The sequence below is a fragment of the Bacillus sp. B-jedd genome (assembly GCF_000821085.1).
GTDB lineage: Bacteria > Bacillota > Bacilli > Bacillales > Cytobacillaceae > Bacillus_D.
The window spans coordinates 1-20,354 of record NZ_CCXR01000002.1; the positions used below are offsets into that span (position 1 = coordinate 1).

General features: G+C 43.5%; 30 protein-coding genes. 4 read left to right on the top strand and 26 right to left on the bottom strand.

The features are described from left to right. Positions 1 to 31: 31 nt before the first annotated feature. The 19 genes from BN1002_RS21760 to BN1002_RS21845 form a co-directional block, all read right to left on the bottom strand. Positions 32 to 1,072, bottom strand: coding sequence for a hypothetical protein (locus BN1002_RS21760; RefSeq protein WP_048823723.1), 1,041 nt, complete (start codon positions 1,070 to 1,072; stop codon positions 32 to 34). Between the two features lie 220 nt (positions 1,073 to 1,292). Next, positions 1,293 to 2,051: a DNA-methyltransferase gene (locus BN1002_RS21770; protein ID WP_048823721.1), complete on the bottom strand. Its 759-nt coding sequence runs from the start codon at positions 2,049 to 2,051 to the stop codon at positions 1,293 to 1,295. A gap of 38 nt (positions 2,052 to 2,089) precedes the next feature. Next, positions 2,090 to 2,473: a hypothetical protein gene (locus tag BN1002_RS21775; RefSeq protein ID WP_048823720.1), complete on the bottom strand. Its 384-nt coding sequence runs from the start codon at positions 2,471 to 2,473 to the stop codon at positions 2,090 to 2,092. Next, a complete protein-coding gene (locus BN1002_RS21780) occupies positions 2,474 to 3,262 on the bottom strand; it encodes an MmcB family DNA repair protein (protein WP_048823719.1) in 789 nt (262 codons plus the stop codon). It abuts the gene before it with no gap. A gap of 36 nt (positions 3,263 to 3,298) precedes the next feature. Beyond that, the gene (locus BN1002_RS21785; RefSeq protein WP_048828115.1) at positions 3,299 to 3,616 is read right to left on the bottom strand and encodes a hypothetical protein; all 318 of its coding nucleotides are present in this window, start codon (positions 3,614 to 3,616) and stop codon (positions 3,299 to 3,301) included. Between the two features lie 54 nt (positions 3,617 to 3,670). Continuing rightward, positions 3,671 to 3,868 (bottom strand): nucleoside triphosphate pyrophosphohydrolase family protein, encoded by a 198-nt coding sequence (locus BN1002_RS21790; protein ID WP_231575129.1) that lies wholly within the window; start codon positions 3,866 to 3,868, stop codon positions 3,671 to 3,673. Between the two features lie 38 nt (positions 3,869 to 3,906). Next, the gene (locus BN1002_RS21795; RefSeq protein WP_048828117.1) at positions 3,907 to 4,101 is read right to left on the bottom strand and encodes a hypothetical protein; all 195 of its coding nucleotides are present in this window, start codon (positions 4,099 to 4,101) and stop codon (positions 3,907 to 3,909) included. Continuing rightward, positions 4,101 to 4,640 carry a sigma-70 family RNA polymerase sigma factor gene (locus tag BN1002_RS21800; RefSeq protein ID WP_048828118.1) on the bottom strand — a complete coding sequence of 180 codons (540 nt, stop codon included), beginning with the start codon at positions 4,638 to 4,640 and terminating at the stop codon, positions 4,101 to 4,103. Before BN1002_RS21800 ends, BN1002_RS21795 begins: the two co-directional genes overlap by 1 nt. 3 nt (positions 4,641 to 4,643) lie before the next feature. Beyond that, positions 4,644 to 5,087: a hypothetical protein gene (locus tag BN1002_RS24140; RefSeq protein WP_197072892.1), complete on the bottom strand. Its 444-nt coding sequence runs from the start codon at positions 5,085 to 5,087 to the stop codon at positions 4,644 to 4,646. Positions 5,088 to 5,099: 12 nt separating this feature from the next. Further along, positions 5,100 to 5,642, bottom strand: a complete 543-nt coding sequence (locus BN1002_RS21810) for a site-specific integrase (RefSeq protein ID WP_048828120.1) — start codon at positions 5,640 to 5,642, stop codon at positions 5,100 to 5,102. Between the two features lie 10 nt (positions 5,643 to 5,652). Next, positions 5,653 to 6,057, bottom strand: a complete 405-nt coding sequence (locus BN1002_RS21815; RefSeq protein ID WP_048828122.1) for a RusA family crossover junction endodeoxyribonuclease — start codon at positions 6,055 to 6,057, stop codon at positions 5,653 to 5,655. Continuing rightward, the gene (locus BN1002_RS21820) at positions 6,047 to 6,319 is read right to left on the bottom strand and encodes a hypothetical protein (protein WP_048828125.1); all 273 of its coding nucleotides are present in this window, start codon (positions 6,317 to 6,319) and stop codon (positions 6,047 to 6,049) included. Before BN1002_RS21820 ends, BN1002_RS21815 begins: the two co-directional genes overlap by 11 nt. Next, positions 6,316 to 6,483 carry a hypothetical protein gene (locus BN1002_RS23940; RefSeq protein ID WP_156129734.1) on the bottom strand — a complete coding sequence of 56 codons (168 nt, stop codon included), beginning with the start codon at positions 6,481 to 6,483 and terminating at the stop codon, positions 6,316 to 6,318. Before BN1002_RS23940 ends, BN1002_RS21820 begins: the two co-directional genes overlap by 4 nt. Before the next feature lie 12 nt (positions 6,484 to 6,495). Continuing rightward, positions 6,496 to 7,344 carry an ATP-binding protein gene (locus tag BN1002_RS21825; RefSeq protein WP_048828127.1) on the bottom strand — a complete coding sequence of 283 codons (849 nt, stop codon included), beginning with the start codon at positions 7,342 to 7,344 and terminating at the stop codon, positions 6,496 to 6,498. An 11-nt stretch (positions 7,345 to 7,355) separates the two neighbouring features. Next, positions 7,356 to 8,177 (bottom strand): DnaD domain-containing protein, encoded by an 822-nt coding sequence (locus tag BN1002_RS21830; protein ID WP_052445669.1) that lies wholly within the window; start codon positions 8,175 to 8,177, stop codon positions 7,356 to 7,358. A gap of 81 nt (positions 8,178 to 8,258) precedes the next feature. Next, the gene (locus BN1002_RS21835) at positions 8,259 to 8,978 is read right to left on the bottom strand and encodes a phage antirepressor KilAC domain-containing protein (protein WP_048828129.1); all 720 of its coding nucleotides are present in this window, start codon (positions 8,976 to 8,978) and stop codon (positions 8,259 to 8,261) included. A 236-nt stretch (positions 8,979 to 9,214) separates the two neighbouring features. After that, positions 9,215 to 9,475 (bottom strand): hypothetical protein, encoded by a 261-nt coding sequence (locus BN1002_RS21840; protein WP_048828131.1) that lies wholly within the window; start codon positions 9,473 to 9,475, stop codon positions 9,215 to 9,217. Next, on the bottom strand, positions 9,472 to 9,645 hold the full coding sequence (locus tag BN1002_RS23945) for a hypothetical protein (RefSeq protein ID WP_156129735.1): 174 nt from the start codon (positions 9,643 to 9,645) through the stop codon (positions 9,472 to 9,474). The genes BN1002_RS21840 and BN1002_RS23945 overlap by 4 nt, the downstream gene beginning before the upstream one ends. A gap of 118 nt (positions 9,646 to 9,763) precedes the next feature. Further along, on the bottom strand, positions 9,764 to 10,012 hold the full coding sequence (locus BN1002_RS21845; RefSeq protein ID WP_048828132.1) for a helix-turn-helix domain-containing protein: 249 nt from the start codon (positions 10,010 to 10,012) through the stop codon (positions 9,764 to 9,766). Between the two features lie 151 nt (positions 10,013 to 10,163). Here BN1002_RS21845 and lexA point away from each other — a divergent pair, with 151 nt between their 5' ends. From lexA to BN1002_RS21860, 3 genes are all read left to right on the top strand, one after another. Continuing rightward, positions 10,164 to 11,138: a transcriptional repressor LexA gene (lexA, locus tag BN1002_RS23075; RefSeq protein ID WP_052445670.1), complete on the top strand. Its 975-nt coding sequence runs from the start codon at positions 10,164 to 10,166 to the stop codon at positions 11,136 to 11,138. Between the two features lie 137 nt (positions 11,139 to 11,275). Beyond that, a complete protein-coding gene (locus BN1002_RS21855) occupies positions 11,276 to 11,497 on the top strand; it encodes a helix-turn-helix transcriptional regulator (RefSeq protein WP_048828133.1) in 222 nt (73 codons plus the stop codon). 158 nt (positions 11,498 to 11,655) lie between these two features. After that, the gene (locus BN1002_RS21860) at positions 11,656 to 13,125 is read left to right on the top strand and encodes a recombinase family protein (protein ID WP_048828135.1); all 1,470 of its coding nucleotides are present in this window, start codon (positions 11,656 to 11,658) and stop codon (positions 13,123 to 13,125) included. Here the strand turns inward: BN1002_RS21860 and BN1002_RS21865 are convergent. Continuing rightward, the gene (locus tag BN1002_RS21865) at positions 13,103 to 13,345 is read right to left on the bottom strand and encodes a competence protein ComK (protein ID WP_052445671.1); all 243 of its coding nucleotides are present in this window, start codon (positions 13,343 to 13,345) and stop codon (positions 13,103 to 13,105) included. The two genes, BN1002_RS21860 and BN1002_RS21865, sit on opposite strands and share 23 nt — an antisense overlap. A gap of 201 nt (positions 13,346 to 13,546) precedes the next feature. Here BN1002_RS21865 and BN1002_RS21870 point away from each other — a divergent pair, with 201 nt between their 5' ends. Then, the gene (locus BN1002_RS21870) at positions 13,547 to 13,783 is read left to right on the top strand and encodes an IDEAL domain-containing protein (RefSeq protein ID WP_048828136.1); all 237 of its coding nucleotides are present in this window, start codon (positions 13,547 to 13,549) and stop codon (positions 13,781 to 13,783) included. Positions 13,784 to 13,905: 122 nt separating this feature from the next. Here BN1002_RS21870 and BN1002_RS21875 read toward each other — a convergent pair whose 3' ends face one another. The 6 genes from BN1002_RS21875 to BN1002_RS21900 all read right to left on the bottom strand — a co-directional run bounded on the left by BN1002_RS21875 (position 13,906) and on the right by BN1002_RS21900 (position 20,207). Beyond that, complete coding sequence (locus BN1002_RS21875; RefSeq protein WP_048828137.1) at positions 13,906 to 15,468, bottom strand: cation:proton antiporter; 1,563 nt, start codon at positions 15,466 to 15,468, stop codon at positions 13,906 to 13,908. A gap of 32 nt (positions 15,469 to 15,500) precedes the next feature. Continuing rightward, positions 15,501 to 16,169, bottom strand: a complete 669-nt coding sequence (locus BN1002_RS21880) for an SOS response-associated peptidase (RefSeq protein ID WP_048828138.1) — start codon at positions 16,167 to 16,169, stop codon at positions 15,501 to 15,503. Positions 16,170 to 16,340: 171 nt separating this feature from the next. Continuing rightward, the gene (locus BN1002_RS21885) at positions 16,341 to 17,531 is read right to left on the bottom strand and encodes a M14 family metallopeptidase (RefSeq protein WP_048828141.1); all 1,191 of its coding nucleotides are present in this window, start codon (positions 17,529 to 17,531) and stop codon (positions 16,341 to 16,343) included. A gap of 202 nt (positions 17,532 to 17,733) precedes the next feature. Next, positions 17,734 to 19,005: a M48 family metallopeptidase gene (locus BN1002_RS21890; protein WP_048828142.1), complete on the bottom strand. Its 1,272-nt coding sequence runs from the start codon at positions 19,003 to 19,005 to the stop codon at positions 17,734 to 17,736. Positions 19,006 to 19,177: 172 nt separating this feature from the next. Continuing rightward, on the bottom strand, positions 19,178 to 19,483 hold the full coding sequence (locus BN1002_RS21895; protein WP_048828143.1) for an AzlD domain-containing protein: 306 nt from the start codon (positions 19,481 to 19,483) through the stop codon (positions 19,178 to 19,180). Beyond that, the gene (locus BN1002_RS21900) at positions 19,473 to 20,207 is read right to left on the bottom strand and encodes an AzlC family ABC transporter permease (protein WP_048828144.1); all 735 of its coding nucleotides are present in this window, start codon (positions 20,205 to 20,207) and stop codon (positions 19,473 to 19,475) included. The genes BN1002_RS21895 and BN1002_RS21900 overlap by 11 nt, the downstream gene beginning before the upstream one ends. Positions 20,208 to 20,354 lie beyond the last annotated feature (147 nt).

Below are 20,354 nucleotides of genomic sequence, written 5' to 3' on the forward strand. Positions count from 1 at the left end.
CCGGCAAAATGCTTACTTTGTCGCCATCGGCTTAAGCAGTAAGAATGTACTTATCCTTGATCCGCTTCTCCCATTTGCTACGCCAAACTAAAAATTCACTTTCATAAGCTGATGACAGAGTGCTGTATTCATCCGGATAAACATCCTCTAAAGGAATCCGCTTCTCATGCAGGTAAGGTATGCTGCGCATGTTTTTCTTACCTGTCTTCTGAATCGCCCTCAGCTGGCTATCAAAATAGCAAGCTTTCAAGAATGATAGAGGTTCATCCTCAATAATTTCATTCCAGTCCATGCCTATGTCCCTGTTGTCGCAATTAAATGGACAGAAATAGCAGCGTGATCGCTTTGTAGGGAAGCCATTCTCAATCAAATACTGTATGCTGTCTTGCGTTGTAAGTCCTTCTTCCACGAGGGGATAAGCTAAATACATGTACTTAAACTGTGGCGATTTATAAAGGTTAATTCTCCTGATCTCGTCGAATGAAAAGCCGATATCGATAATGAAAGCAATGTCGGCTGGCATCTTTTGTTTATTAGTTAAGCCAACTTGCTTTAATACAGCCCGCCGGACTGTTTGCTTTACCGGAACAATCTTAAAATCCACCGTGCATTGCCTGGGCATGATCCCAGCTGCAACTTCCTGCCCTGTTTCCTCATCGATCTTATTGCAGTAAACAGGCATCTGGAACCTTTGATACTCCGTGTGGATATAACGCATTAGCATCTCTTCCAGACCGCCCTCCATGCTGCTGTGACCGGTGATAATGAATGGGGTAGTGTTACCATTCTCCTTTTGTCTGTGCTGCCACCAAGCTACCTGAGAATGGATGAAATCAGGCTCAGCCCCGGTATCAGAAAAAACGATAAAGTCATAATGTATTTCGCCGCGGAAGTGCTGTTCTAAAAGATGTGAAGACTGGGTGCCTCCCCCGAAGGAAAGAACGTGGTAGATCCGCTCTTTCCCCTCGGCATAAAGGTCTTTGATTATTTCTGTTTTAGTTTTAAAAATGCCCTTCCGGTACTTAATGTGTTCGCGATAGTCTCGAGATTCTTCAAAGAGTGTGAGTTGCACGTCCTCCCCCCTTTATTAATCGTCCAACTTTAAAACCACAAGGCACTTGTCCTGTTTCTTACGACTGGCTGACCGTTTGCGCCCTGTTGGAGTGCTATGCCACCTGATAGTCTCGGGCCTGACGTTAAGCTCTGCCGCGCACTCCCGGGCTGTTCCCATGACCAGTAGATCGTCGCCTTTGTAGACGGCGTATTCTTTCCTCACGGTTCTCCCTCCTATTTCATAAAACTAGTGACAATTGGGTCGTATGCCGGTCAATCCGCTCCAAACTTTTCTTGTAATATGGTTCATGTTTCTCAAAACCGATATAATATCTGTCCGTGTTAAGGGCTGCTAGGAGTGTTGACCCGCTTCCAGAACAGTTATCTAAAACTACTGCGCCTGGATTGGTATATGTTTTAATCATGTATTCGCAAAGTTCGACCGGCTTTTGTGTTGGATGTACCTTATCGGGATCATCGTTATTGACTATTTGAAATTGCAGTACACTTCTTGGGTATCTTTTTGTTGTCCCGACATCACAGATAGTTTGTTTCCCTTTTCCGTAAACCTCTGAATTATGATTATTCTTCGCGTAATTCATTGGCTTATGGCCGATTGACATTTGAGGATTATAAACAGGTGCCTTTTTATAAAAGACTAATAGATTTTCGTGAGCTTTCATTGGCATTTTGTCGGCGTTTAAATGGCCCGTTGCCTTATTCTTCTCCCATATCCATTCGTAGCGGTATAGAGGCAAATTACTGGCTCCTAGTACTTTATCGAAGGGAGATTGAGCGAAGAATACAATTGCTCCGTTGTCCTTGATAATTCGTTCATATTGGCTCCAAAGAAGGTTGAAGGGGATAACAGTATCCCAAGCGCAATTTGTAGTGCCATAGGGCAAATCACAAAGGATTAAGTCTATGCTTTTATCCGGCAGGATCTTCATGCCACTTTCGCCCACACAATCAGCATTATAAATTTTGTTCAGCTCCATGCTTCCCCTCCTATCGAACATAATTACTCTTTTGTTGCCTAATAACAGCTAGTGGCAATGCTTTCACCGCGTAAAATTTCAATCAATGTATCCTCGAAACGCCAGCCTTGCATGACTCCTGTTTTTTGCTCCTGAATAATCCTAATGTAGATTTTGTGAATGAGTGTTTTCGGAACTGGGAAACAGCAAAACCGTTCTTTATCATTTGCAAAGCTGAATACAATTTCATCCCCGTAAAAATCAATCATCTTTATACGGTCAATGAGATAGTCTTTATCAAAAACCGACAATTTGATCGGTTGGCTAATTAAAAAATCAATGTTGCAGCTAGTAGAATACTCGCCGCTATAATCTTGGGTAGTTCTCAAAACGTGTTTAATGACATCGGTTATCTCAACTTCTTTGAGGGCTTTTTTATCCATCTATTTCCCCTCCAGCAGTTCCGGATTTTTAATCATTTCATTGAGCCTCATACTGGCACTCTGAATCGTTTCAAGGTCTCGAATAAAATTAGGTGGTACCGTTGTAGAAAGGGCCTTATCCAGTTCTTCCTCGGCATTAAACCTATGAGCATTTAGCCCGTGTTTTTTCATGACTTTTAAAAAGGATTCAAATCTTTCTTGATTCATATCCATTCTTTCTTTTTGACGCTGAAAGTCTTGCACTTGCCGATCAAGTTCAGCCAATTCAACAGCCATCTTGGTACCGACTTTCCAACCCAAGGTACGCCTTTGTTCCTTGTCTAATAGGTATTGTTCAAAAAATTCTCTTTTGCTACTAAAGAAAGGATGTTCCTGGTTATTCAGGCGACTTAGAATAATGTAATAAAACATGTCAGCTGACATTTGAATATCCCTGAACTTAGCCTTTTTTCTGGTATATGGCTTTTTATCCTCATTGATCCATACAAGGCCCACATCATCGGGCAGTTCTTCAGGTAGAATGAGCCCTTTTGGACAAGCAAAGTAAAATCTATGGCATAAATCCTTATACAACGGCCATTTCTCGTCATTCATGAAATCCGCTCGAGAAACCTTTATCTCATAACCTGTCAAACATGGTTTAGTCCAGCTCTTCTTAATTGCCAAGGCATCCATGATTGCAAGTTCTTTTCCCATCCAAGTTGAGCCGTTTTTCACTTCAGTAAGAAAGAAATCCTGACTGTGTTTCTGACTTAACACATGCTTCACTTCACTGGCAGTAATTTTCACTTTGAACCTCCTTATGACGACACAATACAAAGTTTGTTACCTTGCTTTTTTCATCCGAGCCAACTTTTGTGAAACCGCATGTCCCGTTCTCCCCGTCATGACCGCCACCTGGTAAACCCTCAGTTTGCCATCCAAGCATCCTTTCAAAAGTTCAAGTTCTTCAGGTTTCCATTTCACTTTTGTATTCTTTTGACCAACTGTTATCCTTGCCGACTGATAGGCTACGACCGCCGCATCATCACCACAGGAAGGGCAGTAAACCGTTCGCCTGCCCCTCCACTTGGCTGCTCCGTAGATGCCGAAGGAGATAACACAGTCTTCGCATATAAAGCTTTTTGTTTGATTAGTAGCCATTTGACTCTTCCATGACTTGTTCAGCAACGGCAACCGCCACCGCCGCGACATGTATTAATTCTTTGTATAGGTCATTGGCATCTGATGATTTCGCCCAACCCTTTTCCGCTTGGGCATGGCCTGGGCAACTTCGCCAACTTCTTCTACCAAGATGGTCAACCACGTCCCATAGTCATGCCGCTGTAAGCCCCATTTGCTATCCTGCCGATCACGTTCCTGTTTCACATCGGCTAAAATGGATTGCTGATTCATCTCGTCACCCACTTTTTATAAATTCCAAACTGCCCATGCTAGAACATCCCGTTAGCATCTTTCGTTATATCAATCGCCAGGAATGCTGCCCTGCGCCATTCATACATTAATTCTTCAAATGATAAGGTGTAAATTGACCGGCCTGTTTCCGTAGTCAGGACTTCTAGCCTTTCCAATTCCTTAATGGCCGTCATCCGCTTGGCTTCGATTACAGTTTCATAAAGCAGTCCCATTAGCCCACCTTTTCCGCGCGTTTTCTCATCTTTAGCAGCGCCCTGTTAATAATTCGTGATACCTGAACCTGGCTAATTCCGTATTTTTGACCGATTTCATTTTGAGTAAGTCTTTCAGAAAAAGCACATTTTAAAAAAGCCATCTCTCTTTCTGTTAATACAGCGGTAATATCCATTAGAAATGCATTATCGATGAAATCATATCTGTCATATTGCGGTAGAAAGTTGAAAGTTGATAATTTATCATCCTCATCGTGGGTTCGGTCGAGACTAACGGTCTCCCCTTTCCGCTTCTTGGCATTATGAAAACGGATGACCCTCCTAACCTCGAGCTCCATTACATGAGCATAAAGAGTAGAAAACTTGGCTTTTTCGGGGTTGTAGACCCGGACCGACTTTATTAATGCTTCCATTCCTGCATCGTGAATAGCTTCGTAGCCGTACCCCCAACATTTTTTAAACCAGTAGGCAATTTGGTTATAAGCTAGGGGAAAGTTGGCTTCCATTAGTTCTACCTGTTCAGGAGTCAACTTCTTCACAAGTCATACCCTCGCTTTCAGCTGCTGACGGAGGGCTTTGTTGTCTATTGCCAGATGCAAGTTTTCCATGAGCACGTCTTCAAAAAATGTCTGTCGCTTTTTCAATTCCATGACTCGCTTTATTAACTGGTCATTCCTTCTTTCGAGGTATGTTTTTTCTCCTTCCAACCGGCGAATCTCTTTCACTAGATACTTTTGCAAGTCAGCTGTTTCTTCAAGCGCCATCAGCTTCCAGTCATACCCTTCCGCTGAGTCGATGCTTTCACCATATTTCTGCATACCTTTTTCATCCTGGCTGTCGATTATTTTTGAAAACTCCTCGATGACTGTTTGTGACGTAACAGGCCGAATTTTTATCTTTTTTGCCTGCTCGATTAGCCAGTCTATATCTAGCAATTTCATAATCACGCGTTTCCTGTTTGCGATAATTGCATCAAGTTTGTTCATATTTTCCGCCCCTTATAAGCTAAAATCGTCAATGGCTTCGTCCATTAGGTCCTGATTAATGCCAATGTATCTCAGCGTGATGGATGGACTGCTGTGGTTAAATATCTCCTGCAGCAAAGCTACATCTTTCTTTTTTTGATAAAAGTGATAACCGAATGTTTTTCTTAATGTGTGAGTGCCAATTTCCGACAGACCCACTAACATTGCCGCATCATTTAGGATTGTCCATGCATGGCAGCGGCCAATAGGCTTATCTCGTCTCAAAGACTTAAAAAGATAGTCTTCATCATCCATGCCTGCCACGTAAGCAGCGATATGTTTCCTCAACTCATTATTAATTTTGAACCGTTTAGACTTACTGATTTTCTTCTCGGTAATGATGATATGGGTTTTGTCTTTTACTTGCTTTACCTGTAACGGCAGCAGGTCGCTGATCCTCAGGCCTACGTTGATACCCATGACGAATAGAAAGGCATTTCGCTTGCTATGATCGGCAAGTACTCTTTTCATTTCTTCTAGTTTTTTTAAGTCTCTTATAGGCTGGACAGTCTTCATTGCCCTCCCCCTATTCCAACTCCCTAATAAAAACTTCTATTTTTGGCGTTTTACCATAAAGCTTAGTTGCGGTTACTTTAGCCACCTGGTTATCATCCTTCCAGATGATTCCGTTAAGAGAATCAAAAACCCCTTTGACTAAATTGTCAGCATCCGGCTTTTTTATGTGATAGATACCAGCGGCCGCTGCCCTTCTCTTTTTGCTCCAACTGGCCGGGATTGGCATATGAAAAGTAATTGTTACTTCAATTGGGCCATCGGTGAAAAAGGTTCCCTTAGCTCCATTTTTAACGTGTAGTTTAATAAAATCCTTGTAACCAAGATATTTAAGCGCTGACCGGCTCGTAAACTTACCGCGCTGGGTCATCCTTACAGCACCCATTGGCTCAATCGGTATTGATAAGTTAATCCCCATCTACAGACACTCCCATTAATCCGTTTTTGCGATTTCTTATTTTCCCTTGTCTCGCAATATGGATTAAGGCAAGGAGTATTTCGTCGGGATCTTTCCTGTTAAGCCGCTTTGTTATCCTTAAGGGATGGACTCCTTTTTTCCAAAGGTCCGTAATTAAATCAAGCTCCCACTGGTCAAATGTAAAGTCCTCGATGTCATCAAGTATGACCACCCTATTTTGGCGTGGCTCCCCAAGATAAGACAGAAGATGGTTAGCACTCATCCAAAAACAGGCTCCTTTTCAGCAGCTTCCAAGCGGTCCAAGAAAGTCTTAATATCCGACATATCTTTTTCAACAGGAAGGACGCAATTTGGACAAGGTTCATACTTAACCGCATATGTCCCGATAAGGTGGATCACTTGGGAATCTCCGCATAAACCGCACATTCGCACTCCCCCTTAAATCATCTTTTTCTTCCGGTAATCTTCGGTAAATAAATCTATGAATTTTGTATTCTCATACATTCGGCTGAACGCCCGTTGTCCGACAACTTCCGCCAGGGCTACATCGTCAAAGTTTGTCGTCCAGACCGAGGCTTTTCCCTGCCTGGCATTAATCAGCTTGGTCCATTCCGTCACGCTCCAGCTGACTTCACCAATCTTCCGAGTCTCGAGACCGACATCCTCAATGACAACCAAATCAAAATCCGTATACTCTTTGTAAAGCATCTCGTTATGACGCTCGTGTCCGAATGTCGCTTTGATAAGGTCAAAGAGGTCCGCTGAATCGATGTAGGCTACACTAAGTCCGGTCTCCCTTGCTGTCTTGGCGATGGTTTTGGCTAAATGTGACTTGCCGGTACCAGTTGAACCCATTAACAGGCAATTGATGGATAGGTTCCCTTTGAGCATTTCCTTGATGTAGTCCTTGGCTTTTGCCAAAGCCAGGTTTGTAACCCGATCAAGAGGTTCATAGTTTTTTGTGCCTGAATTATCACCGACCGCCAGCCGATACCATTTTTCCAAAAGAGCCGCTTTTCGCTTGTCTATTAATTCATCCGTAACTTCTTTGGATTGTTGACCGCTTAAACAAACGGTGCATATCTCCGAAACCCGGTGACTAGCGGGGTTTCCATTTAAGTCATAAGTCCAAGCTAAAATATTGGGTTGCTCACATGTTGAGCAGTTTTCCTTTATCGCCTGGACATTCTCTGCTTTGTCTTTCAGTGCCGGTTTTACCTTAAATAGCAAGTCCTCCGCTTTCTTGATTCCAATCAAATCCATAAGGTGGATAAAAGCGTTTTGCATATCAGAACCTCCTAATAAGGCAAATCGTCATCCGGTATGGATGAATTGCTTTTGTAAGATTGTGCTTGGCGCCGCTTGCTTTCTTCTCCTTGTTCAAACAGAGACTTTTTACCGCCTTTTTGATTCCTAAACTCCACATCAAGTGCTTCAATGTCCGATAACGTTTTGACATTTTTAGAAGCCCATCTGCGCAATATTCCCTCAGCATAACTCCACTGCTTTTGTTGATTAAGGGCCCTTTGCATAGCTTCAATTACAATTAGGCCGGATAGATCATCAGTCCACTTCTGAATACTTTCTGCTATATAAGGAGAAAGGGACCCGAAATTTTGTTGATAAAAATCAGCAGCCACCACTTCTTTTTCTTGTTGTTGTTCTTGTTCTTCTTCTTGTTCTTCTTCTTGTTCTTCTTGTTCTTCCCCCCACTGTATGGTATGGCTATTGATAGGGTATCCATACTGTTTGCATAGGTTATAAAAAAGTGATACAAACGTCTGGCTTTTTATTGTTTCAAGCTCTTTTTCCACACAAGCAATCACTTTAGGGCTTTTAATTGCGTTGTACTTTATCCAGTTAAGCAAGATAACTTCTCGAAAAGCTTCGTCATAGCGTATCTTGTCGTATTCAATAAATCTTTTTAAGAGCTTATCAACCGTTTCGCGGTTATAACCTGTCTCCGTTTCAATAATCCTCTTTGGAAGCTCATATATACCGCATTGTGATGTTTTGCTGTTAGTCATTAAATAAATGTAAAAATATTTTTCCTCAGGGGTTAAATCAAGCACAAATCCGTCCTGCCAAAAATCAACGTGGACTTGGCGGTATCTTGCCATTTTTTCACTTCCTCTGATTAATGCTTGTCCATCCGTGGTATAATGGACTATGGATGTTTTTTAGGGTCTGACGTTCCCGCGTCAGGCTTTTTTCTGTTCTAAAAACTTATTAATAAAATATATCTGACCTTTGCCGGTTACCTTCGGAGTACGTGTGGTTTTCGCAGATCCATCCGGATTATGGATGGTCCTCTTTTTAATTTCAAAAAGATTCATTTCCATTGCGGATTGGGTAGGCAAATTGAACAATTCTCCGCGCTTGCGAATAAGAAAACCATTATCTCTAAGCCACTGGAAGAGTCGGTTTTGACCAATGCTGATGCCATTTTGTTTAAGTAGCTTCGCCAACTCGCCAATTAGGATTGATGATTTGGATGTTTCCAAAGCTTCAGCAAAGAGTACTTTTGGCTTTTGTTCAGTCAACTGAACTTGAAGCGCTTTCACCTGCCTATCCGCAAACTCCAGCGCTCGCTTCATAACCATTTCTGGACTGTTCCACATTCTTTCCAAATGTATGAAATACTGACGGGCCTGTTTACCTTTTTCCGAGCGCTGGAGCATAGCGATTTCCTTGGCCATATCCAACTTTATATGGTGATCAACTGTCTCTTGTAAGCCGCCAGGGGTAGGACACTTTTGGGTCATCCTTATAAAATCTGCATTCTCTTCGAATCCATATTCAGCCATCCTCGAGAACCATTTTCTATAATCCGTTTTTACTTCCAAGAAGTTATGAATCACTCTACCGCTGACAATAATCTCGCCATTGTCATTTTGTGTAGTGGTTATCAACTCTTGCACGACATCTCCTCCTAATCTATAAATCCCGTAATAGCACCAATACCGACAAAAGTGATGATGAATATCGAGCAAATAACAAATGTCGCAAGTATTCCTATTTGTTTCACCTCCTTAAAGTGACAGTGTTTTTCTACAGCGTTTTTTAGCAGTTTTTTCAGACAGCGTTTGCTCCGGGATAATCCGGCAGACGACAACATTTTTCGCAAGCTGGGCCAAAAAAGGAAGCCGGTTAAGGCTTAAATAGCGGTTGAGTCCGCTATGCATTTATCAAGGAATTCTTTAGCTTCTGCATATGTGCTGTAGCCAGCATATTTTCTATTAGGGTTATCTACTTTAAATTCACTCTTAAAAATCCGTTCCCCACCATTTTCTTCACTGCGGTCTATACGAATTTCAAGCGTGTCAACATGCCCTGCATAATGGATGAAAACATCATAATCTGAAATTTCCTCAACAAGTAAAGCCAGCCCGATTAGTTCCCGCACTTCTTTTTTCATTTCCTGTACCCAGCCTCCTCTATTTGGTTAAAAAGCAAGGCTTTATAACACATCAAACGGCTGTGGCGATGCTTATGTCTTGCTGGCCTAACTTTTGATGGATGAATGGATCCGTAATCAGCGACTTTTCTGGTATAAAAAGCGATTCGGCGGTCAAGCACCTTTTTCACTTTTGTTCCTCCTTTTCTGATCTATTTTGTTGGTCAGCCAAGATTCTCGGTACAGATGTTTCTAAAAAGAACAAGAGGATTTTTTTCTTGGTTTCCTCAGATGGTTGCTTCAAATGATTCAATCCTCCCCAGAACAATTTGCTTGCAGTTTGTTATCAACATGGATAAAAAAAATTTCTTCAAACTCCATATCCAAATTATCAGCAATTTTTTTAGCCATTGTTGGACTAGGATTTCTATTACCATTAATAATTTGGTTGAAGTGCGGGTTTGAAATAGCCGCATGTTCACAAAACGATCTTTGAGAAAATCCTTTTGTAATAAGGGTTTTTTTGAAATCCTCTATATCTTTTAATCTAATTTCCATCACTATCCTCCTTTGCTTGCAAATTGTTATCTTAGTGCTTGTTTTCAATTTATCACCCTTGATTACAAAATGCAAGCATAATTTTTATATTTTCGGAAAGAATTGATAACAAAATGTAAACACTGTTATAATTGACCAAGGGGTGAACAATATGGATCAAAAAGAATTCGGAGAATATCTTAGGAGTTTAAGACAGGAAAGAAAACTAACAATAAGGCAATTAGAAGCCCTATCCGGCGTATCGAATGCCTACTTGTCACAAATGGAAAATGGGAAGCGTGGCATCCCTACAGTTGAGATTTTAAAAAAAATACACACGCCGTTGGGAGTTAGCTTCGATGAGCTGATGCTAAAAGCGGGTTACATATCCTCAGATACAAAAGAAAAACTGACTCCTGAAGTCATAGATATGCTTAATAATTTTGAAGTTTTTTCTGAATTACTATCCAATGCTGCTGATGTTTTTATAAGTTCTGTGACTGACAATACCGGAAATCTTCACAAAGAATATAAAGAATATCTGATAGAAGAAGCTCCTGAAGAATATAAGTCCAATCCGGGCTTTCTGACCATGTTTGAGGACCAGGATATTTTTAGGGAAATGTTCGAGCGTCTAACTCTTGAAGAGAAAGTTATTTTCCTAAACAAAATTATAAAAGACTTCGTGGATCAAAAAATTGACCCGAAGGTAGCTCTTAAATCCAAGCCTGAGGAGATTTCTAAAGTCAAATTCCTTAAAGTGCCTATATTGGGACACATCGCCGCCGGGCAACCCATATTTGCAGAAGACCATATAGATGATTGGACTGAAATACCAGACATGTGGAACTTAAAACCAGGTGAGGCGTTTGTCTTAAAGGTCAAAGGTGACTCCATGATCGGAAGTCGCATATACGACGGGGACAGGGTTGTCGTAAAAGTGCAGCCGGAAGTAGAAAACGGCGAAATAGCGGTAGTCAATGTCAACGGGGATGAGGCCACCTTAAAAAGAGTTAAAAGGGCGAGCAATGGCCAAATCATTCTTTATCCAGACAACCCACGTTATGAACCGACATTCGTTAATAACGAAAAAGCAAGAATAGTTGGGAAAGTAATTCAGGTGATGTTTGAGCCGAAAAGAGTTTAGGTTCCAAATTGCGTTCACTTCTTGCCCTCTTGCTTAATCTTTTGGGCATTCAACAATAGTTTTATTAGTTCTTTGCAAGTTGCTGTTTTTAGATTCATGATGTAATCCCCCTATTATTTATATAAGGCGGTAAATCAATGGCTTACCAAATGGGAAGATGCCATCTTTCCTACTGGTTGCGAGTTCGGAACATGAGCCCGTCAGAATTGGCCAAAGAATTAAAAGTTGATAGACAACAAGTCAATAGTTGGCTGAACGGAACTAGAAAGATGTCGATGACATCTGCAAAAAATGTTGCTCATGTATTAAAACTCGAAAAGGCTGAAGATCTGTACGATTGGATCTGGATTCCTAATTGACCAGGAAAGAGGCAGTAACGGGAAAGGTTTTATACCCTTCCTTGCTCCTTGGTAAATCATTTGGTTTACACTTTAAATTTTACATCAGCTCATTCAACAAAAGACGACTTAGTTTTCTTCTTTTTTCGACAAGAACTTACATTGATGGAGTGAAATAGATGAGTCCGCAAGCTAACACTCGAGATAAATATCAAATAAAAAAGGTCGCTGTATATATCCGTGTATCCACTGAGGAGCAGGCAAAGGAAGGCTATTCAATCTCGGCTCAAAAGCAAAGACTAAAAGCCTATTGTATTGCACAGGATTGGAACATAGCGGGTTTTTATGTGGATGAGGGTATATCTGCTAAGAATATGCAACGTGACGATTTACAACGTATGCTGCAGGATATTAAAGCAGGACTCATTGACTGTGTACTTGTATATCGGCTGGATCGACTCACCAGGTCTGTTCTGGATCTATATAAGATGCTTGAAATATTCGATGAATACGATTGTAAATTCAAGTCGGCCACAGAGGTTTACGATACTACCACTGCAATGGGCCGGATGTTCATCACAATCGTAGCTGCCCTCGCCCAGTGGGAGCGTGAGAACACTGGCGAACGAGTTAGTATGGGATTCCATGAAAAAACTCGGCAAGGGAAATATCCTTTAAACTTCCGACCGTACGGATACGATTTGAATTTGAAAACGGGCGAATTAACCATTAATAACGAAGAGGCCGAAGTGGTCAGGCTCATTTATGATTTTTACCTCAACAAAGGTATGGGTGCAGGAAAGATATGCAAATATCTAAACCAAAACCATATCCCGACTAGAAGAGGGAATACGTGGATAGCGAAACCATTGATGCAGATTTTGAAAAACACGCTTTACTCAGGGACTTTCGTATACGGGGCTGAGACACTCAAAACTCCTGTCATTATCGAGCAGGAAAAGTTTGATATGGTTCAAGAAACGATAAAGCGCAGGAGGACTCAAAATCCAAAACAAATTGCAGGAGAACACATTTTCACAGGGGTATTACGTTGCCATGTGTGCGGCCACGCGGTTACTGGATATAGGTCCTATCATGTGACTCCAAACGGTGAAAAAATTTCGTATAAGAATTATCGTTGTTTAAGGATAAAAACAGGCCAATGCAAAGGGGCGAGATCCTTCTCCGAACGGAATTTAGAAAATGCATTCCTAGATTTCATCCGGAACTTCGACTTTGACCAATCTGCCTATGAAATAGCAAACGATAAAATAAACATGATAAACAAGGGAAAACAAACACATAGTAAAGAGTCGATTTTAAAGGATATTGAGAAGCTTAAGGGAAGGATAAAAAAATGGCAGTATGCGTGGGCAAATGAACAACTAACTGATGATGAATTTATGGAAAGGATGGACGAAGAACGCACACTTGAAGCATCATTGCAGACTAAGTTATTAGAGGTTGAACCAACTCTGCCGGAATTAAATAAGGCCGCCATAAAAGAGATTTTGGCTAACTTCAAGAGCAACTGGCATAAGCTTGAACAATTGGAAAAGAGAAGTCTTGTTCAATTAGTCATAAAGAATGTTTCTTACTATTTCAACGACAAAAAAGAGATTATTGTTAACGATATAGAATTTTACTGACGGGGGTGCAAAACTTATGCACTCCCATAACCTTTAAACCCTCATAAGAGCTGCCGAAGTATTCACAGCTTTTTTTGATAATTTCGAGGGGTTTGAAAGGGGAAATAAACTCTTCGTCCATCTCGTAAACCTGCGAATAAACCTTGCTTCCATACACAAAAGGCTTAATGAACATCGTGCATGGGTTAATCTCATATTCTTCAATTTGCTTCTGCTTCACATACTTCAACTCCTCATGATCAGATACGCAATCATCATACCATTATTTTCCGATAGTTTCCTGTCGATATGAAAATGTTACGAATTTATTCATAAAATTGTCCAAATTTGCAATATTATTTTTTCAGAAAATTGTAAAAACTTCCTTGATTTTACCCTTTGGATTCAATATAATTAAAAAAAGCAGCAGGGGGGATAAAGGATGAAGGATAAATCCTACGCGGAACTGATGAAACTAGGAGCAATGAAAAAGGAAAAGGCCAAAACGTCGTCGCTGCAGGAATTATACATTGAGATGCTGCTGAATGAAATCCAGCTTAACATTGAGAAAGACAAACTTTTGCGAAATATTGATGAAGCATTGGAACAGCGTAACGAAAAAGCTTTTATTCATCTCACAGGAAACCTGGCGGAACTCGAAAAGCGGTTTGGGGCATAAAGCCCGGAAACTCTTACAACGCCACATATCCCGCCTGTCTACATCCAAAAATGATAAGGTATTATTCAAACAACTAAAAACAGATGCTGAAACCGCCCGATATGGGCGGTTTTTTTTGCGGGCTAATGCCTGTTCAACTTTTCAATTTCTTCAATCAACGCATTGATTTGGCTTTTTGACACTTCCTCCGATATTACATGCTGTTTCGACAAGTCCTCAATTGCGTCATGCTGTGTGTAAAGAGCAAGAAGACGAAGGTGGTCCTCCTGTTCTTTTGCCAAATCAGGGTGCTCGATGAACAGTTGTTCCAAGGAATTCCGGCATTCACTCAGCCTGCTGCTATAGTTGCTGAAATGAGCTTGATACAAAGGCTCCGGAACGAGCCCTCTCGACTTCCATAGCGGTAGCTTTTCGAGCACAGCATTGTAGCCCTGGATTCTGCTGACGAGCGCCTCATATTCCTTCAATCCGCGGGAAACCGTACGGGCTTTGAATAAATCAACGACTTTGCCGATGGAAAGTCCCTGGACTACGAGCGAGAAAAAGACAACACAAAACGTGAGCAGGATAATGTCACTCCTGAAAGTGAAAGATGCTGGCAAGTTGAGGGCGAGGGCAATCGACAGGGATCCTTTCAGGCCTCCCCAGTTGAGGACATGGGCCCATCTCACGGGAAAGTTCCTCAAGAAGCCGACACTTGCAAAAACGGCGATGCTTCTAGCCGCCAAAACAAATACAATGGCGAGTGCTATCAGTTGCCATTTGCCACTGAAATCAATAATGGCGATTTCAAGCCCAACCATCAGGAAAACGAGCGCGTTGGCAAACAACGCGAGGCTTTCCAAAATGCTGTTAACAGCATGTCTCGTCGCCGGGCTCATCCCGATTTTCGCACCGTAATTCCCGTATATCAATCCGGCGGTAATGACCGAGATGACCCCGGATGCGTGGACGGATTCGGCAAAAAAGAATGAGGAGTAGGCCAGGAACACGGCAAATAAAATTTCGAGGGCGAAATTCTCATAAAACTTCGTAATATAAGACATGGCAATGCCAAGCCCCGCCCCGATTAAAATCCCCAGCGTCAGTGATTTGAGAAAAATCCAGATGCCCATGCCGATGCCGGCTGCAGGGCCATTTTGCAAAAACTCACTGAAGTGAAAGGCGGCTATCGTATAAAGGACAAATGCAACCGCATCGTTAAAAAGCGATTCGCCTTCTATGACGATGGAAAGCTTTTTTTCGGCTCCCATCGTTTTGAAGATCGACAGGACGCTTACCGGGTCCGTCGCTCCCATCAACGCCCCGAAAACAAGGGCGGCCTGAAGCGGGACCGGAAGGAATGCCCAGGTTAGGAAGGAAACGATTAAAAAGGTCAAAAACGTTCCAAGGAAAGCGAGCAGAAGGATCGGCTTTTTATTTTCATGGAGATGGCTGTATCTTAATTTGAAGGCTGCTTCAAACAAGAGAGCTGGCAGGAAAATTTTAATGACGGCATCACGGAAAAATTCATCTTCTGTCACGGTCTTCTTGAACCCTTCAAGCCCTGGAAGATTGAAAATGCCGATGATGGCCCCCGCAATGACCAGAAAAATCGGATAGGGCTTCCGGACCTTGATGGAAATTGCCGTCACTGCTATCGCCAGCCCTGCCAATAGCAGGATCACCAGTTCGAAATGATGCATAATACCGCTCCTTCTTCTGTTTGACTGTGAGGTTATTGGCTGTTCAATGGTTCGATTAGCTGCTTGTCTTCATTCTTGGCAGAGTTCACGAGTGTTGATACCTGATAAAATTCAATTTTTCCAGGAGGATATGGATTCAGAAGCGACGTCAGCGCAAGCGGGTCGGTGACGGAGGGGTCAAGCCATATCTCCTGCTGTTCCGGCTCAAGAATAGCCGGCATCCTGTCGTGTATGGCTGCGGTTTTTTCATTTGCCGCTGTCGTGATAATCGTACAGGAATAAACCGTCTTCCCATCCCTTTCCCAACGGTCGAATAGCCCGGCAAACATAAACGGGGTCTTGTCTTCGTTTACGAACCGGTATGGCTGCTTCACGTTTCCTTCCCTTTTCCATTCAAAATAACCGTTCGCCGGAATGAGGCATCTCTTTGACTTTAAAGGCTGCCGAAAGCTGGCCTTCTCATGGACCGTTTCCGCACGCGCATTCATCATTTTATACCCAATTTTCTCATTGTCAGCCCAAAACGGGATCAAACCCCAGCGGAGCATGCCCCCCGCCCGCCTGCCTTCATGGTTGGCTATCGCAAGGATATCCGTGCCAGGAGCGATATTGTACCTCGGATCAAGCTCCCCATCAAACTCAAACTGATACTGCCTCATCAGCTCATAAACATCTGTAATCAGCGAAAATCTTCCGCACATCGGCATCCCCTCCCCTTTCTGTTGGCAAAAGTTTAACATGAAAGGGCCCGAAAACAAATATTGCCGCCCCTGATACTTGAAAGAGGGACGGGATTCAAGTTGGGGGAAAACCCGATAATCCGGACGGGTTTCCTTGAAAAGCAAAAAGGCCGGAAGACCGGCCCCACTTCATCAACTATATAGGCCCGCAAGGAATATCCCCAGTGCCTCCTCGTAAATGCGATCAAACTGTGTAAGCGGAAGCGGGTTGACCCCCGCGCCTAGTTCAACCGTAAAGCCCGGCCTGCGCCAGTCCTGAATAAACCAATCCTTGTAGCCGGCATAGCTTTCAATCGTTTTCACCGGCTCATAGCCGCTTACCCTTGCGAACTCTCTGACAAGCCTTTCAGATTCAGGGGGCTCTTGGTTTTCAAATCCCCAATAAATGACCTGCCCTTGAGTATGGAAGGCCAGGACTCTGGCAAAATCCCTTCTTCTCGTCAGGTTCGCCATCGCAATCGCTTCCGGTTCGGACAGGGGCCGCTCCCCTCCGTAATCCCGCGGCCCGGGAACTTTCGGATTGCGCGCCCTTTCCAGTTCCCATTTCGCCGGGAATTGGTCATTCAGGTCGACCCCTCTTATATTTGCCTTCCATCCCGAGAAATCGGTGCTTCCTTTGTTCCAGGCCACCACTCTTGCCCGCCATGGATCGTTTGCCGGGAGGCCATTGATGACAAGGTGGACACCATCCGGGTTCACCATAGGCACCAAGGAAAGCGTTGTCTGCCCGTAGTAAGGGATCATGGACCTGCCGCGTATCGGTGTCTGGTTTGTCAGTGACAACAAGTAATCATTCAGGAAAGTCATTAGAACCGGTGTCGTAATCCATTCATTCGCATGGAAAGATCCGTTATAGTGGACTCTCTTGTTCCCTCTGCCAATCAAGACTTCTGGTATATTCCTTCCGACAACGGACGTCCCTATTGAAACTGCCTGCAAAAATGGATACACATTCTGCAGCCTTTGCAAATCGTTCATCATCAGCCGATGGTCATAGTTCTGCCTGCCCTGCACAAGCCTCCATGTGATTCTAAGTGGAACCTGGATCATCTGGCCAACCCGAATACGGGATGGATTAATTGCTGGGTTAAGTAAAAGCAGCGCATCGAGTTGAAGATTTCTTGACTGGGCGATTTGCCACAGTGTATCCCCCGGCCTGATTTGATAACTAGTAGCAACAAATCCTGGCAGTTGAATCCTTTGACCTATTGTTATGGCATTCGGGCTTATTCCCCTGTTCGAATCAATAATCAGCTGAAGCGGGATTCTAAATAACTGGCTGTAATACCAAAAAGAATCACCCCTCCTGACTGTAACCTCCATTCCCTCACCACCCATATAAAATGGCATTCAACAAACTATATGAGAAAGCCGCTTTTTATATCACCGGGCAAGGGGATAGCCAGAAGCACCGGGGCCGCGTTTTTACTGGAGTTCACCAAGACTTTTTCACCACTCGGATGAAGCAGTGGAACCGTCCCCTTGCTCCATAAAAAAGGCCGGCATTAGGCGCCGGCTCTTTTGTTCAGTCTTTGCGATGCTTGATTTCGTATTCTTCAAGCATGGTGATCCGTTCGAGCATGGTTGGGTGTCCGTAGCGGAACTGTTTGACAAGGTACGGAGGGTTGACTTGGCTGAGCCCCGAGCGCGTCAGTTCTTGGAAGCTTCCGATTCCCGCCTGAGGGTTTTTGGTCATGTTGATGGCGTAGGTGTCGGCCCTTGCCTCCTGGTAGCGTGAAACAGCATTGGACAGCGGGCTGGACAGGAACATCAGCATGGATAAAAGGAGTAAAATTAGCGGCAGGCTCCGGATATCGACACGGTCAGGCACCTTAAGTTCCCGGCCCCACTTTTGAAGGGCATATTGCATGAATAGATGGACTAAATACAGCCCGGCAAGCGACAACAGCAAGTACCCCGCTATCCCTTTATACAAATGCTTTTCTACATAGTGGCCCATTTCATGCGCCATGATGAATAAAATTTGGTCGTCGGTCAGCTTGTTTAGCGTTGTATCCCAAAGGACGATCCGTGAGTTCGTTCCAATTCCGGTCACATATGCATTCATGGCATTTGTTTTTTCCGCCATGTTCACCTCGAAAACATGCTCGGCAGGAATCTTGGCTTTGCTCGCCATATCGAGGATCTTTGCTTCAAGCTCCTTGTTTTTAAGCGGATAGAAATCATTGTACAAAGGATCGATGAGGACCGGCTGGACGAACATCATGAACAGCGTGAACGGAATGGACAGCAGCCAGGCGAACAGCCACCACCGTTTCGGGCTCTTTTTCAAAAGATAATAAAGCACAGGGACAATGATCAGGAGCGTGCCGTAATTTATCCAGAAATCAATCAACTCATCTTTCATCCATGATGGGAAAGTTTGCGTGGAAATATTGTACGTTTTTGATAACGAATAACTTATTAATCCGAGCGGGAGGGCGGCGAGATATCCGGCAAAAGAAAACCAGAATAAATATATCGGCGTCCTTAAAACCCTTCTTTTTGTTGCCTGCTCGGCCCATTTTTTAAAACAGCTATTCAACCCCGTCAGCATAATGAGAATGTAAAACAGCCACTCCCATGGAGCAGACAGGAAGAAGAGCAGATTTCTCGTTTTCGAATACTCCTCTGAAAGATCCAGTTCCCTGCCGTTCAGGAATGTTGCGGGATCCGCGCTTGTCCCCTGGTATTCAAACGGAAGAGCAGTGCTCGAGAAATTGAATAAATACCAATAAAAGAAAAGCCCGTAGAGCGCAAAAGCCAGGATTGCGAAAACCCCCATCTTCCTTGCCATCATTTGTCCTCCTTTTTGTACAGCCTCTCTCTTATTAGTTTAGTAAAAAAACGGATATTTAGAACATCACTCATGGCGGCTGGAGCCGAAAATATCACCCAGCTGGATAAGCCGCTGTACGGCCTAAAGGGCTTTTGCACAAAGAAGCCGGCACGAAAAGTACCGGCCTTGTTTAGAATATCCCTGAAAAAACCGTTAAAACCGCTATGGAACCGAGGACGACAATAATGACGTTCGCCCCGAGGAAGGCAGCGATGAAGGCGGCCGATGCGCCGATCAGTCCATACCGGATATCTTCATGGATAAAGAGAATGCCCGGAAAGATGAGCGCGCCTAAAGTCGCATAAGGGACATTTTTCAGGACCCCCTGCAAAAACGGCGGCAGTTCCTTGCCTTTGAAAAGGACGAAAGGCAGCATTCTCGGCAAATAAGTGACGATGCCCATGCCAATAATCATCCAGATGATTTCACTCCGCATCTCCGGCCACCTTCCTTTCCTTCACATATACAACTGCTTCGGCAATGATTGCGGCCAATAATGTCGCGGCGACAATCGCCCAGCCCGCCTCAAGAATCTTCCCAAACGTAAAGATCGTATTGAAGGCAGCCGCCATGGCCGCGAGGTAAATCGCCTTGGCGCTCTTTTTCATCGATGGGACCAAAAGGCCGATGAACATGGCATACAATGCAACCGCCATGCTCTCCTGCAGTGTTTTCGGCAGGTTCGCGCCAATCAGGTGGCCGATGCCAGAAAAGATGACCCAGCTTGAATAAGACATGAGGACGAGGCCGAACATGTAGCCAGGCCTGACCTCGCCTTCTTTAGTGGCGGCAACCGAAAACGTTTCGTCTGTCAGACCGAAGGAATAGGCCGCTTTCGCAGCCACGTCCCCGTCTGGTGCTTTTTCATTCAGCGAAGTCGCCATCAGAAAATGTCTGATATTCACAATAAAAGTTGTCAGGACTATTTCAAATACCCCTGTACCAAGGCTCAGCAAGCTGAGCGAAATATATTGGGACGCACCCGCAAAGACAATCAGGCTCATCATAATTGTTTCCCCAATTGAAAGTCCGGCTGATTTTGCCAAAAGCCCGAAAGTCAGGGCTATCGGAAAATAGCCAATTGCAATGCTGACGCCGGCTTGTGTGCCGGACTTGAAGTCTGACGCGGGAGAAATTTTCCCTGCCACTGTCTCCGCCATTTCCAATCCCCCATTTCTTTTTATCTCTGTTAAAAGTAAGGGCCGAAGCCCGTTATAAACATACATTTTACCAAATTTTCAGCAAATGGACACTAACTTTTTAACTGCCTACATTTTTTTGAACATTGCCTTTGGACAATTTTCCCA